This is a genomic window from Achromobacter sp. ACM03 (genome assembly GCF_014851665.1).
Taxonomy (GTDB): domain Bacteria; phylum Pseudomonadota; class Gammaproteobacteria; order Burkholderiales; family Burkholderiaceae_B; genus Achromobacter; species Achromobacter aegrifaciens.
Genome location: NZ_JACVAD010000003.1, coordinates 346,058 through 360,883, shown reverse-complemented (window position 1 = coordinate 360,883; position 14,826 = coordinate 346,058). Strand labels below are relative to the sequence as shown.

Genomic DNA, 14,826 nt, shown 5'->3' with positions numbered 1-14,826 from the left:
GCAGGCGCGCAAGGCACGACACTTCCCGGCATGAAGCCCGTCCCGTCTCCCCCGCCGCATCCCCGCGATATCGATCCCGTCTCGCTCCGCCTGTTCCTCGCAGCGCTGGAGGAAGGCAGCCTGGCGCGCGCCGCCGCCCGCGAGAATATCGTTCCTTCCGCCGTCAGCAAACGTATGTCGGAGATGGAGGATGCCTTCGGCGTGCCGCTGCTGGAACGCGGGGTCAGGGGCGTGCAGCCCACGCCGGCAGGCAATGCGCTGGCCACGCACGTGCGCATGGTGCTGCAGAGCATGGACCGCATGCGCCGCGAGATGGCGGGCTTTGCGACCGGCGTGCGCGGCAGTATCCGGCTCGCGGTCAGCGTGGCGGCGCTGTCCGGCGAACTGCCGGCGCAGATCCAGTCCTTTCGCCGCGCCTATCCCCAGATCGATATTTCCCTGGAAGAGGGCACCACCCAGGAGGTGTTCCGCGCGGTGCTCGACGGCCAGGCCGACGTGGCGGTGGGTTCCGATTTTGGTCATGACGGTTTGCAGGTCTTTACCTGTGGCCGCTGCGATCTGGCGGCGGTCGTGCCCGGCCAGCATCTGCTGGCCGACCGCGACACGCTGGACTACGCGCAATTGCTGCCCTTCGAGCAGATCGAACTGAACCGCGACAACGGCATCAGCGCGGTGTTCGAGCAGGCGGCGCAGGATGCGGGCGTGGCGCGGCGGATCAGCGCGCGGGTCAGCTCGCATGAAACCATCTGCATGCTGGTGGCGCGCGGCATGGGCGTGGCCGTGGTGCCCATGTATCTCAAGGCGCGCCACGCCAACCTGGACATCCGCTTCATTCCGCTCTCCGGAGCCTGGTCCAGCACTTCCTTGTGCATCGCCGTTTTGGGGCTGGACGCCTTGCCGCCCGCCGCTCGCGTGCTGTTGGCGCATCTGGGCGTGGCGGAGGCCGCCTGAAACGACGGGGCTCAGGGCTTTCCCGGACGTTCCCAAACGAGAATGCCCCCGTGCTGAAAGAGCGCTACCCGCTGATCCGGCTTGCCGCCGATGATGGGGCATGGGGCGGCGGCATGCATCGATCTTGCCGTTGCCTGTTTTTCAGCGCATCAGGCCCGAGGATATGCAGATGGCAGCAACACCGGCTTCACCCTTCATGGACCACACCGAATTACCGCTGCGCGGCATCAAGGTGCTGGAGCTGTCCCACATGATCATGGGCCCGGCGGCCGGCCTGGCGCTGGCGGACCTGGGAGCCGAGGTCATCAAGGTGGAGCCGATCGAAGGCGACCGCACCCGGCGCCTGAAGGGCTCGGGCAGCGGCTACTTCCCGGTCTTCAATCGCAACAAGCAAAGCCTGGCGATCGACCTGAAGGCGCGCGAGGGGCAGGCCGTGGTGCGCCAGCTGGCCTTGCAGGCGGACATGGTAGTGGAGAATTTTCGCGACGGCAGCCTGGCCCAGTACGGGCTGGACTATGAGTCGCTGTCGGCCGAGAACCCTGGGCTGATCTACGTATCGCTCAAGGGCTTTCTGTCCGGCCCCTACAAGCAGCGCACCGCGCTGGACGAAGTGGTGCAGATGATGGGCGGGCTGGCCTACATCAACGGCGGCGCGGACACGCCCCAGCGCGTGGCGGCCTCTGTCAACGACATCCTGGGCGGCACCTTCGGCGTGGTGGGCGCGCTGGCGGCGCTGCACGACCGCCACGCCACGGGGCGCGGCAGGCATGTGCGCTCCGGCCTGTTCGAGAACAACCTGCTGCTGGTCGCGCAGTTCATCGCGCAATACCAGCTGACGGGCGCGGCGCCCAAGCCCATGGGCGCGGAGCGCCAGCCGCCCTGGGGCGTGTATGACGTGTTCGAGACCGCCGACGGCCGCGTGTTCGTCGCCGTGGTGGGCGATGCGCAATGGCGCAACTTCGCCCAGAAATTCCTGCCGCCCGAGTGGGCCGCCGATCCGCGCCTGGCCACCGCCGTCGACCGCGAGGCGGCGCGGCCCTGGCTGGTGCCGGGCGTGGGCGAGATCCTGAAGACCTGGAAGACCGACGAGCTGTGCGCGGCACTGGAAGCCGCCGGCCTGTCCTATGGCCCGATACGCCAGCCGCACGACCTGCTGGACGATGCGCACCTGAACGCCGGCGGCGCGCTGCTCAAGACCCGGCTGCCGGACGGCGGGGAGATATCCGCGGCGGCGCTGCCCATCGAGTTCGACGGCCTGAAGGCCGGCAAGCGTTCCGATCCGCCGCGGCAGGGCGGCGACACGCAGGCCATCCTGCAGGGCCTGGGCTGGGATGCCGCGCGCATCGAGGTCCTGCGCAGCGCAGGCGTTATTGCATGAACGGGCGATAGCGCCCGATATCGGTCGAGGCGGCGCAGACCGCCAAGACTTCCATCAAAGAGGAGACAAGATGATCCGCAGACTGTTCGCGGTGGCCGCGCTGGCCGCCGCCTGTGCCGCACACGCCCAGGACTATCCCAGCAAGCCCATCCGCATCATCATCCCGTCCACGCCGGGCGGAGGCACCGACTACATCGGCCGCCTGATGAGCACCAAGCTGCATGAACTCAACGGCTGGTCAGTGATACCCGAGAACAAGCCGGGCGCGGGCACGGCGCTGGGCCTGGCCGAAGCGGCGCGCTCGCCTGCCCAGGGTTACGACCTGGTGATCGGCCAGTCCGACAACGTCACCCTGATTCCGCTGCTGATGAAGGTGTCGTACGACCCGGTCAAGGACCTGGCGCCGGTGGCGCTGGTGGCCACTACGCCCATGGTGCTGCTGGTGTCGGACAGCTCGCCCTACAAGACGCTGCCCGAAGTGATCGACGCCGCCAAGAAGGATCCGAACAAGATCTCCTATGGCACCTCGGGCACGGGTGGCGGCGTGCACATCGCCATCGAAATGCTGCAGCACGCGGCCGGCTTCAAGATGCAGCACGTGCCGTACAAGGGCTCGGCCCCGGCGCTGGCGGACCTGATGGGCGGACACCTGCAGTTCGCGGGCTCTTCGATTTCGTCGGCGGCCACGCTGATCAAGTCCGGCAAGGTGCGCGCGCTGGCAGTCACTTCGCCCAAGCGCAATCCGGCGCTGCCGGAGGTGCCCACGGTCGCGGAGCTGGGCTACAAGGATTTCAGCGTGGTGACCTACTACGGCGTGCTGGCCCCGGCCAAGACGCCGTCCGCGGTCGTGTCGCGCCTGAATAGCGACTTCAACAAGCTGCTGGCGCGCAAGGACGTGCAGGAGGCGCTGGCCTCGCAAGGCCTGGAAACCGATCCGGTGTCCACCGAACAGTTTGCCGCGTTGATCAATTCGGACATCGCCAAGGCGCGCCAGACCATCGAAAGCGCGGGCATCGTGGTGCAGCAGTAGGCCGGCCGGGAAAGGACAGCACATGAACCAGGAAATCAGGCTTTGCGAAGTGGGTCCGCGCGACGGGCTGCAAATGGCCAAGGGCATGATGTCCGCGGCCGACAAGCTGCGCTGGATCCGGCAGCTGGCCGACGCCGGCCTGCGCGAGATCGAGGCGGGCAGCTTCGTGTCGCCGCGCTTGGTGCCGCAGATGGCCGATACGGGTACGGTCCTGCCCGACGTCCTGAAGATCGAGGGCTTGACGGTGGTTGCCCTGGTCTGCAACCTCAAGGGCGCCATTGCGGCCTACGAGGCTGGCGCGCACGCGCTGTCGTTTCCTGTCTCCGTTAGCGACACGCATAGCCGCGCCAACGTCGGCAAGGGCACCGACGCACAGGTGGAGGTGCTGGCCTCCATCGTCGATTGGGTGCGGGCGCAGCCGCGGCCCGTGCGCATCGATGCGGCGGTCGCCACCGCCTTCGGATGTTCGATGGAAGGCGTGGTGCCGGTGCGCCGTGTCGCGCAGGTGGCCGCCGCCGCCGCGTTGGCCGGCGCCGACGAGATCTCGCTGGCCGACACCGTGGGCTATGCCCATCCGGCGCTGGTGCGCGATGCGGTGCGCGCCGCGCAGGACGCCGTGGGCGCGCGCCTGGTCAAGCTGCACCTGCATGACACGATGGGGCTGGGCCTGGCCAATGCGCTGGCCGGGCTGGACGAAGGCATCCGCGCTTTCGATTCCTGCCTGGGAGGCCTGGGAGGCTGTCCCTTCGCGCCTGGCGCGTCGGGCAATATCGTCACCGAAGACCTGGTCTTCATGCTGGAAAGCATGGGCTACCGCACGGGCGTGGATCTGTCGCGGTTGCTGCAGGCGCGGCCCTTGCTGGCCCAGGCGCTGCCGCAGGAAAGCCTGCGCAGCGGCGTGGCCGCCGCTGGCATACCGAAGACCTACGGAGCGCGCGCCGCGGTCTAGTCCAAGCGCCGGTCTTAGCGGTAGACGATCACCGGCAGCGTCGAATGCGCCATCACCTTCTGCGTCTGGCTGCCCAGCAGCACGGCCGCCAGTCCGCCGTGGCCGCGCGAGGCCATGGCGATCAGGTCGCAGCCTTGCGTCATGGCGATATCGATGATGGTCTGCGCCGGGTTGTTGCTTTCGCGCATTTCGGTGGTGCAGGGCACGCCCGCGGCGCTGGCTTGCGCGGCCGCTTGCGACAGGTACGACTTGGCGAGTTCCTGGGCCTCGCGCTCATATTCCGTATGCACGCCCTCCAGGTGCACCGTTTCCATGGAGGTCGGGCGGTAGGCGCTGTACACCGTCAGCACCGTGACGCTTGCGCCCAGGGCGCTGGCCAGGCCCAGTCCTTGCGCCAGGCCGGCATAGGAACGCTCGGATCCGTCGATGGGGATGAGTATGTGCTTGTACATGACAACCTCCTGAGGGTGTGGAGGGCGGCGCGAGTCCGCGCGGCCCTAGGAGCGTGAACAGCATCTATCCCCATACTACGCCTAGTGGTGCCCTTAGCCCACCTTTCTCTCCTCATGCGCCCAGTGCGCGTCCCTCAGTTGCTTGCGCGCGAGCTTGCCGTTGGCGTTCTTCGGCAACTCCGCCACCAGTTCGATGCTGCGAGGCTTCTTGAAATCCGCCAGGTGCTTGCGGCAATGCTCGATCAGATCGGCCGGGGTGGTGGTGTCGCCAGGCTTGAGCACGAGCACAGCCTTGACGGACTCGCCCCACACCTTGTCGGGCACGCCGAAAACGCAGGCTTCGTACACGCCCGGATGCTGATACAGCGCCTGTTCGACTTCAGTAGGGTAGATATTGAATCCGCCCGAGATGATCATGTCCTTCTTGCGGTCCACGACATAGAGGAAACCTGCATCGTCCATCCGAGCCAGGTCGCCGGTATGCAGCCGGCCATCGCGCAGGGCTTGCGCGGACAGCTCGGGTTCGCGCCAATAGCCTGCGAAGATGTCGGGGCCGGTGGCGGTAATCTCGCCGACCTCGCCGGGCGCGACCTCACGGCCGTCTTCGTCCAGCAGACGAACCTCGCTTTCGCCGAATGGACGCCCGCAGGAGAGCAGCCGTTCCGGGTGGCCCGACATGGCTTCGGCATGGTCCAGGGCACTCAGCAGCACCAGGCCGCCGGTGGTTTCACCCGCGCCATAGCCCTGGCTGAGCTTGGGTCCCAGGGCTTCCCAGGCTTCGCGGATGCGGGCCGGCGCCATCGGCGCGCCGCCATAGGAAATCTGTCGCAGCGCGCTCAGGTCGTGCTGATGCAGCCGCGGATGCGCGATCAGCATGTTGACCATCGTGGGCACCATGAAGCTGAAGGCGGCGCGATGCCGGGCAGCGGAGGCCAGGAAGCTCTCGGGGTCGAACCGGTCATGCAGCAGGATCGTTCCGCCCTGGAACAGGAAGGGCTGCATGAACATGCCGCTGGCGTGGGTAATGGGGCCGGCGAGTGCCAGCACTTCGCCGGGATTGGCGCGCATGCGGCCCATCACGACCTTGCGCAGCGACGCCAGGCGGTTGCCTACCGTCTGCATGGCGGCCTTGAGCTTGCCCGTCGAGCCCGACGTAAAGTGCAGCACGGCCAGGTCGCCGGGTTGCATCGGGACGTCCGGGTTGCTGTCGGCGGCTGATTCCAGCAGGCGTTCGTATGAGCGCCAGCCTTCGATGTCGCTGGCGCCCATCACCAATCGATGCCGCACGTTCTCCAAGCCGTCCAGCAGGGATTGCGCTGCTTCCACATGGGCTGGGTCCACAATGAAGGCCGCCGCATCGGCATTGTTGACCGAATCCAGCACCTCCTGGTTCGACAGGCGCGCGTTCAGGGCCACTTTCACCAGTCCCGCCTTGTACAGCGCGCATTCGAGTTCGATGATCTCCGGGCAATTCCAGGCCAGAATGGCGACGCGGTCGCCTTTCTTCAGCCCCAGGCCCAGCAAGGCGTTGGCCAGGCGGTTGGAGCGGGTTTCCAGCTGTCCGAAGCTCAGCGTCCTGTCGCCGAAAATGACGGCGGGACGGTCGCGCCAATAGCGCGCATTGCGGGTGGTGTATCGGCCTTGGTTCATGGTGTGTCCGTGTCTGGGGGTTGGCTTGCCGCTATCCTGCGGGGCGGCAAGGCGCCCGCGGATAACCAGGACGCGAATCCTCATGCCGCGCCGTTATCGTGCGGGTGCGATTCCCCTGCGTTATGGAAATCGTTGGATGCGGCATGACGTTCAGGCGGCCTGCGGGTTACCTCTATGCGAAAGCGGGGCCAGCATCGGTCCCGCCTTGCACAAGAACAGGAGACAACATGAACCAGCGAAATTTCCGCCTGCGGGACAGGGCGGCCCGTTGCCTGGCGGCCGTCAGCCTGGGGCTTGCCGCGCTCATGGCGGGACCCGCGCAGGCGGCTGGCGCCGGGGCTGCCGGCTACTCCGACAAGCCCATACGCTTCATCGTGCCGTTCTCGGCTGGCGGCCAGTTCGACTACATCGCCCGCCTGGTCGCCGTGCCCCTGGGCAAGGAACTGGGCCAGACCATCATCGTCGAGAACGTGGGCGGGGGCGGCGGCAATCTGGGCGGCGCCAAGGTCGCGAACGCGCCTGCGGACGGCTACACCCTGCTGGAGTACGGCGGCAACTTCGCGATTGCCAAGCATCTTTCGCCCAAACTGTCGTTCGACCCCATCGCGGATCTGGCGCCTGTATCCGGACTCAGCATCGCTCCGCACGTGGTCCTGGTCAGCAGCGCCTTGCCGGTCAAGACATTCCAGGAGCTGCTCGCATACGCCCGCGTCAATCCAGGCAAACTGAGCTACGGCAGCCCGGGGGTGGGCTCATCCATGCATCTGACGTTTGAAACGCTCAAGCAGCATTTCGGCCTGGACGCCATACACGTGCCCTATCGGGGTGGCAGCAACGCGCTCAATGACCTGGCAGGCGGCCAGATCGATATCGGCATCGTCGCGGTCGCGCCCGCCATGCCCTTTATCGCCTCAGGGAAGATCCGCGCGCTGGCCGTCACCAGCGCCAAGCGCGCCGCTTCCCTGCCAGAGGTGCCTTCGGTGGCCGAGCTGGGATATGCCGGCTTCGACAGCGGCAGCTGGGCGGGAATCGCCGTGCCGAAAGGCACGCCGCAGGAAATCATCGACCGGCTGAATGCCGCCGTCGGCCGCGCGATGCAGGATGCCCAGGTGCTGGAGGCCTTGGCGTCGCAATCGTTCACGCCCATACCCGGCACGCCGCAGCAGCTGCGCAAGCTCATCGATGATGAGTCCGCCCGCTATGGGCCGCTCATCGACAAGCTGGGCTTGCAGGCGGATTGAGGGCTAGGCGCCCGCCCGGGCCCGGGCATGCTCCCGCAGGATTTCCAGCAGCCGCTGCGTCAGCGGCGACTGGTAGCTGTTGCGCCGCGTCAGCACGCCGATCTGCCGATGCCATGTCATGTCGTCCAGGGGCAGGATGCTCAGGCCCTGGCCGACATGCGCGGACAGGGTGATTTCGCTGACCAGCGTCAGCAGGTCCGTGCTGTGCAGGATGCCCAGCAATCCCGATACCGACGCGTTGGATTCGATCGTCACGTTGGGCGGCGCCGACCCGTGTTGCTCGAACTTGGCTTCCAGCCAGCGCCGTGATGCCGCCTGCGGTCCCGGCAACATCCACTGGCACCCCGCCAGATCGGCAAAGCGGATCTTGCGGCGGCCCAGCAAGGGATGGCCCGGACGCACGGCAACGAAAAGCTTGTCTGCGAACAAGGGTTCCCGTTCGAACTCCGCCGCGGAGGCGGATTCGAACAGCGAACTGATGGCGAAGTCCAGGTCTCCCTGCCGTAACGCTGGAATCAAGGCATCGTTCAGGCTGACCATGACCTGGACCTTGGCGGCGGGTCGTTGCGCCAGCAGTTCGATGCAGGCCGGATTGAAGAACGATTCCGCGAGCAGCGGCGTGACGCCGACGCGCAGCAAGCCGATGCTTCCGCGGTGCAGGTCACCCGCTTCCTGCATGGCGTCGTCGAGTTCCCGCCTTGCCTGCATCGAGCGCTGATAGAACGCGCGTCCTGGAATTGTCAGCTCCATGCCCTTGGGCGTGCGGACAAAGAGCTGCAGTTTCAGTTCTTCTTCCAGGCGCCGGATGCCCTTGGTCAGTGCAGGCTGGCTGACGCCTATGCCGTCGGCGGCCCGGCCGACATGGCCCAGCCGCGCGACCGCCAGGAAATAGTCCAGATCTTCCAGCCTCATGATTCCGCCAGGTTATTGAAAACGAAGAAAAGATAATTGCGAGGATGCCGGGCGCTGTCAAGCTGGGGACTACTCAAAGGAGACGACATGGCCCAAGACGACAAACAGGCGCTGACCGGTCTGCGCACCCGGTTGCAGCAGTACCTGCAGGACGAACTCATACCGCTGGAACAGTCGCTCGGCCTGGGGTACGAGGACAAGTTCGGGCGCGACCTGGTGCAGTCCGTGTGGAAACGATGCCGGGCGCTGGGATTCTATGGAGCGCAGCTGCCGCGCGAGCTGGGCGGGCAGGGGCTGTCCTACCGCGACCTGTGCGTGCTCAAGGACGACGTCGCGGCATCCGGCGCCATCCTGTTCCCCCATGTGCTGGGGGATTGGGGCGGTCCTTCGCGCATCGGCAACCTGGTCCAGTATGCGACCCCGTACCAGCACGAGCGCTACATCATGCCCGTGGTCAACGCCGAGCGCGGCGCCTGCTTCGCCATGACCGAGCCGCAGTCGGGCTCCGACGCTACCCGCTTGCAGACCGTCGCGGTGGCCGACGGCGACGATTACATCGTGACCGGGGTCAAGCACTACATTACCGCCTCGACGTTCGCCGATTTCGCCATTACCATGTGCGTCACCAATCCTGATCGGGGCGCGGAAGGCATATCCGCGATTTTCATCGATCTGGACAGCCCCGGCGTACGGCTGGTGCATGATTGCGTGCCGATGACAGGCCAGTATGTCGATGCGGACATCGTGCTGGATCAGGTCCGGGTGCCGAAGAAGAACCTGATCGGCAAGGAAGGGCAGGGTTTCAAGATCGCCATGAACCGCGTCAGCGTAAACCGCCTGCTGCATTGCCCGACCATGATAGGCCTGGCGCGCCAGGCTTTCAGGCTGGCTGTGGACTACGCCAAGCACCGTCAGCAGTTTGGCGGCCCCATCAGCCGCTTCCAGGCCATCCAGCACATGCTGGCCGACATGGCGACGGCCCTCTATGCCTGCGAACAGATGGTGCTTGCCACGGCAGAGCGTGCCGACTCGGGCGAGGACGTGCGCGATGCGGCGTCGATGTGCAAGCTGTTCGTGTCCGAGCGTTGCTTCGAAATTGCCGACAAGGCCATGCAGATCCATGGAAACGTGGGAGTGACGAAGAACCATCCGGTGGAGTTCATCTTCCGCCGCCTGCGCCTGTACCGCATCGTCACTGGAACCAGCGAAATCCAGCGCAATACCATCGCAAAGGGGATACTCGCATGAGCGCCGGCGCAGAGCAGGGGGCGGCGGGCTACCTGAGCGGCATGTCTGTGCTCGACCTGGGCCAACTGCACCCTGGGCCGTACACCGCCATGTTGCTGGGACAGTTGGGGGCAACCGTGATCAAGGTGGAAAAGCCGCAGGGCGACACCGCTCGCCAGTTGGGAGCCGAGACCTTCGCCAAGTACAACCGGGGCAAGCAGTCCATCTGCCTCGATCTGAAGCGCGAAGAAGACAAGCGCGTCCTGCTGCAACTGGTGGCAGGCAGCGACGTCGTGGTGGAGGGTTTCAGGCCTGGCGTAATGGCCAATCTGGGACTGGACTACACGCAATTGGCGCGCGTCAATCCGCGGGTGGTGCTGTGTTCGATTTCGGGATTCGGGCAGACAGGGCCCTATGCGCAACGGCCCGGCCATGACGTGAATTACATGGCCCTGGCCGGATACTGGGCCGTGCCGTCGCAGGTGCGCGATGTCATGGCGCGGCCGCGATTGCGTCTGTCGGATTACTGCGCAGCCATGCACGCCGCGCTCGCGATACTGGCTGCCGTGCAGGACGCGCGCGAGTCCGGCGTGGGGCAGCATTTGGACGTGTCGATCCATGACACCATGACGGCATGGATGGCCCCTGCATTGCAGGCGATGAACGGTCCCGCTGGCCCGGAGGTGGCGCATCTGCCGCATGTCATGCCTGACAACGACGTCTTCGAGACGGCGGACGGCCGGCATCTTGCGCTCGGCATTCTGGAGGAATCGTTCTGGCGCAACCTTTGCGTGGCGCTGGCCCCGGTCTGCCCGGATCTGAACGCGCCGGGCTACCAGACGAGGGCGGGGCGGATGCGCGAAAAGCGGGTCTTGAACGATCGACTGCGTGAATTGTTCAAGAGCCGCAGCCTGGCGGATTGGGAACGCCTGTTCGACGGTCACGATATCCCCTGGGCGCCAGTACTGCGGCACGATGAAGTGTTCGAGGACCCGCACGTCAGACATCGCGGGGTCGTTGCCGATACGCCGGCAGGACGCGTGGTGGGCTTCCCGGTGAAGTTCTCCAAACCCCTGCCGTCGATGGCGCGGGAGGTCCCCGGCCTGGACCAGCATCGCGCACAGATCCTGGCGCGTTTGCGCGCCCAGGCGTCCTGAACGCCCCTGGCGCACCCATTGCACTTGCGTCGACCGTACCTATTGCAGCCGCCTGTCGCTTCCTACACTTCCTCCTGAAGCCTTATTTTGCGCAGCCTGGCTGCAAGGGAGGGAGTAGTGAGCGGAACGGTTTACCTGGTTGGCGCCGGTCCGGGCGATCCCGAATTGCTGACGGTGCGCGCCTCGCGGCTATTGCAGCAGGCCGATGCCGTGGTCTGCGACAGGCTGGTGGGCGGCGGCATCCTGCCCCTCATCAATCCCGCCGCGCAGTTCCATGACGTAGGCAAGATGGCGGGCGACTGCCGCCACCGGCAGGAAGACATCCATCAGCTGCTGTTGGCGCTGGCGGGGTCTTGCTCCCGCGTCGTGCGCTTGAAGGGCGGCGATCCGTTCATTTTCGGGCGCGGCGGCGAGGAGCTGCTGTTCCTGTCGCGGCACGGCGTGCAGGTTGAGGTCGTGCCGGGCATCAGCGCCGCCAACGGCTGCGCGGCAGCGCTGGGCATACCCCTGACGCATCGGGGCGTGGCGGCCAGCGTGCGTTTCATCACGGGTCATCTGCGGGACGACGCCGGCCTTGAACTGGACTGGAGTTCGCTGGCCGATCCCACCTGTACCCTGGTGTTCTACATGGCGGTGGCCAACGCCGCCGAGATCGTCGCGTCCTTGCAGCGGCATGGGCGCGGCGGCGACACGCCGGCCGCGCTGGTTCATTCCGGCACCACCGAAGCCCAGGACTGGACGGTGGCCCCCTTGCGCCAGATTCCGCAGCTGGTGGCCGGCTTCAAGCCGCCCACGCTGCTGGTGGTCGGCGACGTGGTGCGACTGGCGCAGCGCGCCTGGTCCGCCGCCGCGGCGGGACAGCTGTTGTTGCGTGACGCGGCCGAGCCATGCGCCCCGGTCGCGGCCTGACATGCCTGGCGCTGGCCTGTTGCACGGGGCTGGGAGCGGCGGTGGGCCGGACGCAGGCGGCGCCGGACCTCGATCCCGTCGATCAGCAGCGACTCATACACCTGGTGCGGCAGGACTGCGGCTCCTGCCATGGATTGCGCCTGAATGGCGGCCTGGGGCCGGCGTTGACGCCGCAAGCGCTTGCTGGCAAGCCGCCGGCCTATCTCGAACAGGCGATTCTGCACGGGCTGCCCGGCACCGCCATGCCCGGGTGGCGCGGCATGCTTGCGCCCGACGAAGCCGCCTGGATCGCCGCGCGGCTGCTCAAGGGCTTTCCAGAGGAATAAAACGTTCATGAAACTGCGTTTCCTGTTCGTCCTGGCCGCCGTTGTGCTGGCCGGCTGCGCCGCGGCCACCGACCCGCGCGGCACCAACGACCTGGGCATGGTGATAGAGCGTGCCGACGGCGCCGTCTCCATCGTCGAAACCAGCGGACAGACCCGGCTGGCGCGGGTCGAAGGGCTGGGCGACCTTTCCCATGCGCACATCGCCTATTCCCGCGATGGCCGCTACGGCTACGTCTTCGGCCGGGACGGCGGGCTGACCAAGGTGGATCTGCTGCGGAAACGCGTGGACCGTCGCAGCATCCAGTCCGGCAATGCGATCGGCGGCGCCATTTCGCAGGACGGGCGGCTGATCGTGGTGCAGAACTACACGCCCGGCGGCATCAAGGTCTTCGACGCTGTGACCTTGCGCCAGATCAGCGAAGTGCCCGCCGAGTATGCGCCGGGCAGGCGCTCCAAGGTCGTCGGCCTGGCGGACCTGCCTGGACAGAAGTTCGCCTACGCGCTATTCGACGCGGGCGAGATCTGGATCACGGATCTGTCGGACCCCGCCCGGCCGTCCACACAACGCCACAAGGCCGGTCGCCAGCCCTACGACGCGCTGGTCACCCCGGACGGCCGCTATTACATCGCCGGGTTGTTCGGCGAGGATGCGCTGGCCATGATGGACCTCTGGCATCCGGAGGCCGGCGTGCGCAAGATCCTGCAGGGCTATGGGCGTGGCGAGGAAGCGTTGCCGGTCTACAAGATGCCCCACCTGCGAGGCTGGAGCGCGGCGGGCGGACGCCTGTTCCTGCCCGCCATCGGCAGGCACGAGGTGCTGGTGGTGGATACCGCCACCTGGCAGGAGACCGGCCGCATCGCCACGCTGGGCCAGCCGGTGTTCGTCATGGCGCAGCCCGATGGCCGCCGCGTCTGGGTCAACTTTGCGGTGCCGGACAACGGCCAGGTACAGGTCATCGACACCGAAACCCTGGCCGTGGTCCGGACGCTGGCACCTGGCCGCGGCGTGTTGCACATGGAATTCACGCCGCGAGGAGAGGCGGTATGGCTGTCGGCGCGCGACGATGACCGGGTGGTGGTGTATGACACCCGGACGCTGCAACGCGGCGCCACGCTGGACATTCCCAAGCCCAGCGGCATTTTCTTCACCAACAGGAGCGGCCGCATTGGCTTCTGAACTGTCCGATTCCGATCTGCGTCTGCTCGATGGCTGGCAGCGGGACTTTCCGCTGGTCTCGCGGCCCTACGCCTTGCTGGCCGAGCGCGTCGGCCTGGATGAAGACACGGTGCTGGCGCGCTTTCAGCGGTGGCAGCGCGAGGGGCTCGTGAGCCGTGTCGGTCCGGTGCTGCACCAGTCCTGCTTTGCCAGCGCGCTGGTCGGCATGCACGTGCCGTCCGCCCGCCTGGATCAGGTTGCCGCCTACGTCAGCAGCCTGCCACAGGTCAATCACAACTACGAGCGCGAACATGCCTTGAACTTGTGGTTCGTCGCCGCCTGCCGCAAGCCTGGCGCGTTGGCGCGCTTGCTGGCGCGGATCGCACAGGCCTCCGGCTGCGAGCCGCTGGCCTTACCCATGGAGGCCGAGTACCACATCGACCTGGGTTTCAGTCTGAGCGCGCCACAACAACGCACGACGCCGCAGCGCAGCGGCGGACGAGCCGTGCTGCCACCCGCCGGCAGCGCGCAAGAGGCCTTGCTCCATGCCGTGCAGGATGGGTTGGACCTTTGCGCGCACCCCTATCGCCGGTTGGGACTACTTGCGGGGCTGGATGAGGACGAGACGCTGCGCCTGCTGGAGCGCTGGCAGCGCGCAGGCCTGTTCCGCCGTTTCGGCGTGGTGCTGAGACATCGCCAGCTGGGCTTTCGCGCCAATGCGATGTGCGTCTGGAACGTGGACGACACGCGGATGGATGCGCTGGGGCAGCGGCTTGGCGCCGAGCCCGGCGTCACGCTTTGCTACCGGCGCACGCGGCGCTTGCCGCAATGGCCCTACAACCTCTTCTGCATGATCCACGGCAAGGAGCGGAAAGCGGTGCAGGCGCTGCGCAATGCCATCGCCGGCCGTCTTGGACTTGATGCCTGGCCGCATGCGGTGCTGTTCTCGACCAGATGTTTCAAGCAGCGCGGTGCGAGGTTCGTGCCGGAAGAGGCGACGCATGGTTAGGTCCAAGGACATTGCCGCGGGCATGCCGCTGGGCTTGGACGCTGCCGACCGCAAGCTGATCAACCGCCTGCAGGGCGGCTTTCCGATCAGCCCGCGTCCGTTCGCGGACGTCGCGCGGGCGCTGGGGCTGGACGAAGACGCCGTGATCGCGCGGGTAGCCCGCTTGCGTGAGTGCGGCGCGCTGAGCCGTTTCGGCCCGTTGTTCCAGATCGAGCGCGCCGGCGGCGCGTACTGCCTGGCGGCGATGGCCGTGCCGCAGGCGCAATGGGAGCGGGTCGTGGCCCTGGTCAACCGCCGGGTCGAAGTGGCGCACAACTACCGCCGCGAGCATGCGTTGAACATGTGGTTCGTGCTGGCGGCGGCTGATCCCGCCGAAGTTGCCGCCTGTTTGCGCGCCATTGAGCAGGAGACGGGCCTGCCCGTGCTGGCGTTTCCGAAGGAGCGCGAGTACTTCCTTGAAATGAAGCTGGAGGTCTGAG

Annotated in this window: 15 protein-coding genes; 12 read left to right on the top strand and 3 right to left on the bottom strand. The window is 66.7% G+C overall.

Translation table 11 applies throughout. The features are described from left to right. Positions 1–30 precede the first annotated feature (30 nt). From IB257_RS17365 to IB257_RS17350, 4 genes are all read left to right on the top strand, one after another. Complete coding sequence (locus IB257_RS17365) at positions 31–951, top strand: LysR family transcriptional regulator (RefSeq protein ID WP_054450193.1); 921 nt, start codon at positions 31–33, stop codon at positions 949–951. 169 nt (positions 952–1,120) lie between these two features. After that, entirely contained in the window at positions 1,121–2,329 is a 1,209-nt protein-coding gene (locus IB257_RS17360) for a CaiB/BaiF CoA-transferase family protein (protein WP_192492624.1), read from the top strand. 70 nt (positions 2,330–2,399) lie between these two features. After that, on the top strand, positions 2,400–3,359 hold the full coding sequence (locus tag IB257_RS17355) for a tripartite tricarboxylate transporter substrate binding protein (RefSeq protein WP_054450197.1): 960 nt from the start codon (positions 2,400–2,402) through the stop codon (positions 3,357–3,359). A gap of 22 nt (positions 3,360–3,381) precedes the next feature. Next, the gene (locus tag IB257_RS17350; protein WP_119450838.1) at positions 3,382–4,308 is read left to right on the top strand and encodes a hydroxymethylglutaryl-CoA lyase; all 927 of its coding nucleotides are present in this window, start codon (positions 3,382–3,384) and stop codon (positions 4,306–4,308) included. Positions 4,309–4,322: 14 nt separating this feature from the next. Here IB257_RS17350 and IB257_RS17345 read toward each other — a convergent pair whose 3' ends face one another. Together IB257_RS17345 and IB257_RS17340 are read right to left on the bottom strand one after the other, a co-directional pair. Next, positions 4,323–4,760 carry a universal stress protein gene (locus tag IB257_RS17345; RefSeq protein WP_054450200.1) on the bottom strand — a complete coding sequence of 146 codons (438 nt, stop codon included), beginning with the start codon at positions 4,758–4,760 and terminating at the stop codon, positions 4,323–4,325. A gap of 93 nt (positions 4,761–4,853) precedes the next feature. Then, complete coding sequence (locus tag IB257_RS17340) at positions 4,854–6,410, bottom strand: AMP-binding protein (protein ID WP_175159489.1); 1,557 nt, start codon at positions 6,408–6,410, stop codon at positions 4,854–4,856. A 227-nt stretch (positions 6,411–6,637) separates the two neighbouring features. Between IB257_RS17340 and IB257_RS17335 the strand changes: the two genes are divergently transcribed. Continuing rightward, positions 6,638–7,651, top strand: coding sequence for a tripartite tricarboxylate transporter substrate binding protein (locus tag IB257_RS17335; RefSeq protein WP_192492623.1), 1,014 nt, complete (start codon positions 6,638–6,640; stop codon positions 7,649–7,651). A gap of 3 nt (positions 7,652–7,654) precedes the next feature. Here the strand turns inward: IB257_RS17335 and IB257_RS17330 are convergent, their stop codons facing one another. After that, positions 7,655–8,563 carry a LysR family transcriptional regulator gene (locus tag IB257_RS17330; protein WP_192492622.1) on the bottom strand — a complete coding sequence of 303 codons (909 nt, stop codon included), beginning with the start codon at positions 8,561–8,563 and terminating at the stop codon, positions 7,655–7,657. Between the two features lie 87 nt (positions 8,564–8,650). On the opposite strand from IB257_RS17330, the gene IB257_RS17325 reads away from it, so the two are divergent. The 7 genes from IB257_RS17325 (at position 8,651) to IB257_RS17295 (ending at position 14,825) form a co-directional block, all read left to right on the top strand. Next, on the top strand, positions 8,651–9,811 hold the full coding sequence (locus IB257_RS17325; protein WP_192492621.1) for an acyl-CoA dehydrogenase family protein: 1,161 nt from the start codon (positions 8,651–8,653) through the stop codon (positions 9,809–9,811). After that, a complete protein-coding gene (locus IB257_RS17320) occupies positions 9,808–10,947 on the top strand; it encodes a CaiB/BaiF CoA-transferase family protein (protein ID WP_175181166.1) in 1,140 nt (379 codons plus the stop codon). Before IB257_RS17325 ends, IB257_RS17320 begins: the two co-directional genes overlap by 4 nt. Positions 10,948–11,064: 117 nt before the next feature. Continuing rightward, positions 11,065–11,856: a uroporphyrinogen-III C-methyltransferase gene (gene cobA, locus IB257_RS17315; protein WP_175181167.1), complete on the top strand. Its 792-nt coding sequence runs from the start codon at positions 11,065–11,067 to the stop codon at positions 11,854–11,856. After that, complete coding sequence (locus IB257_RS17310; RefSeq protein WP_082400648.1) at positions 11,835–12,182, top strand: cytochrome c; 348 nt, start codon at positions 11,835–11,837, stop codon at positions 12,180–12,182. Before cobA ends, IB257_RS17310 begins: the two co-directional genes overlap by 22 nt. A gap of 7 nt (positions 12,183–12,189) precedes the next feature. Beyond that, positions 12,190–13,359: a cytochrome D1 domain-containing protein gene (locus IB257_RS17305; RefSeq protein WP_175181168.1), complete on the top strand. Its 1,170-nt coding sequence runs from the start codon at positions 12,190–12,192 to the stop codon at positions 13,357–13,359. Continuing rightward, on the top strand, positions 13,349–14,347 hold the full coding sequence (locus tag IB257_RS17300) for an AsnC family transcriptional regulator (RefSeq protein ID WP_225588998.1): 999 nt from the start codon (positions 13,349–13,351) through the stop codon (positions 14,345–14,347). The genes IB257_RS17305 and IB257_RS17300 overlap by 11 nt, the downstream gene beginning before the upstream one ends. Next, positions 14,340–14,825 (top strand): Lrp/AsnC family transcriptional regulator, encoded by a 486-nt coding sequence (locus IB257_RS17295; RefSeq protein WP_175181170.1) that lies wholly within the window; start codon positions 14,340–14,342, stop codon positions 14,823–14,825. The genes IB257_RS17300 and IB257_RS17295 overlap by 8 nt, the downstream gene beginning before the upstream one ends. Position 14,826 lies beyond the last annotated feature (1 nt).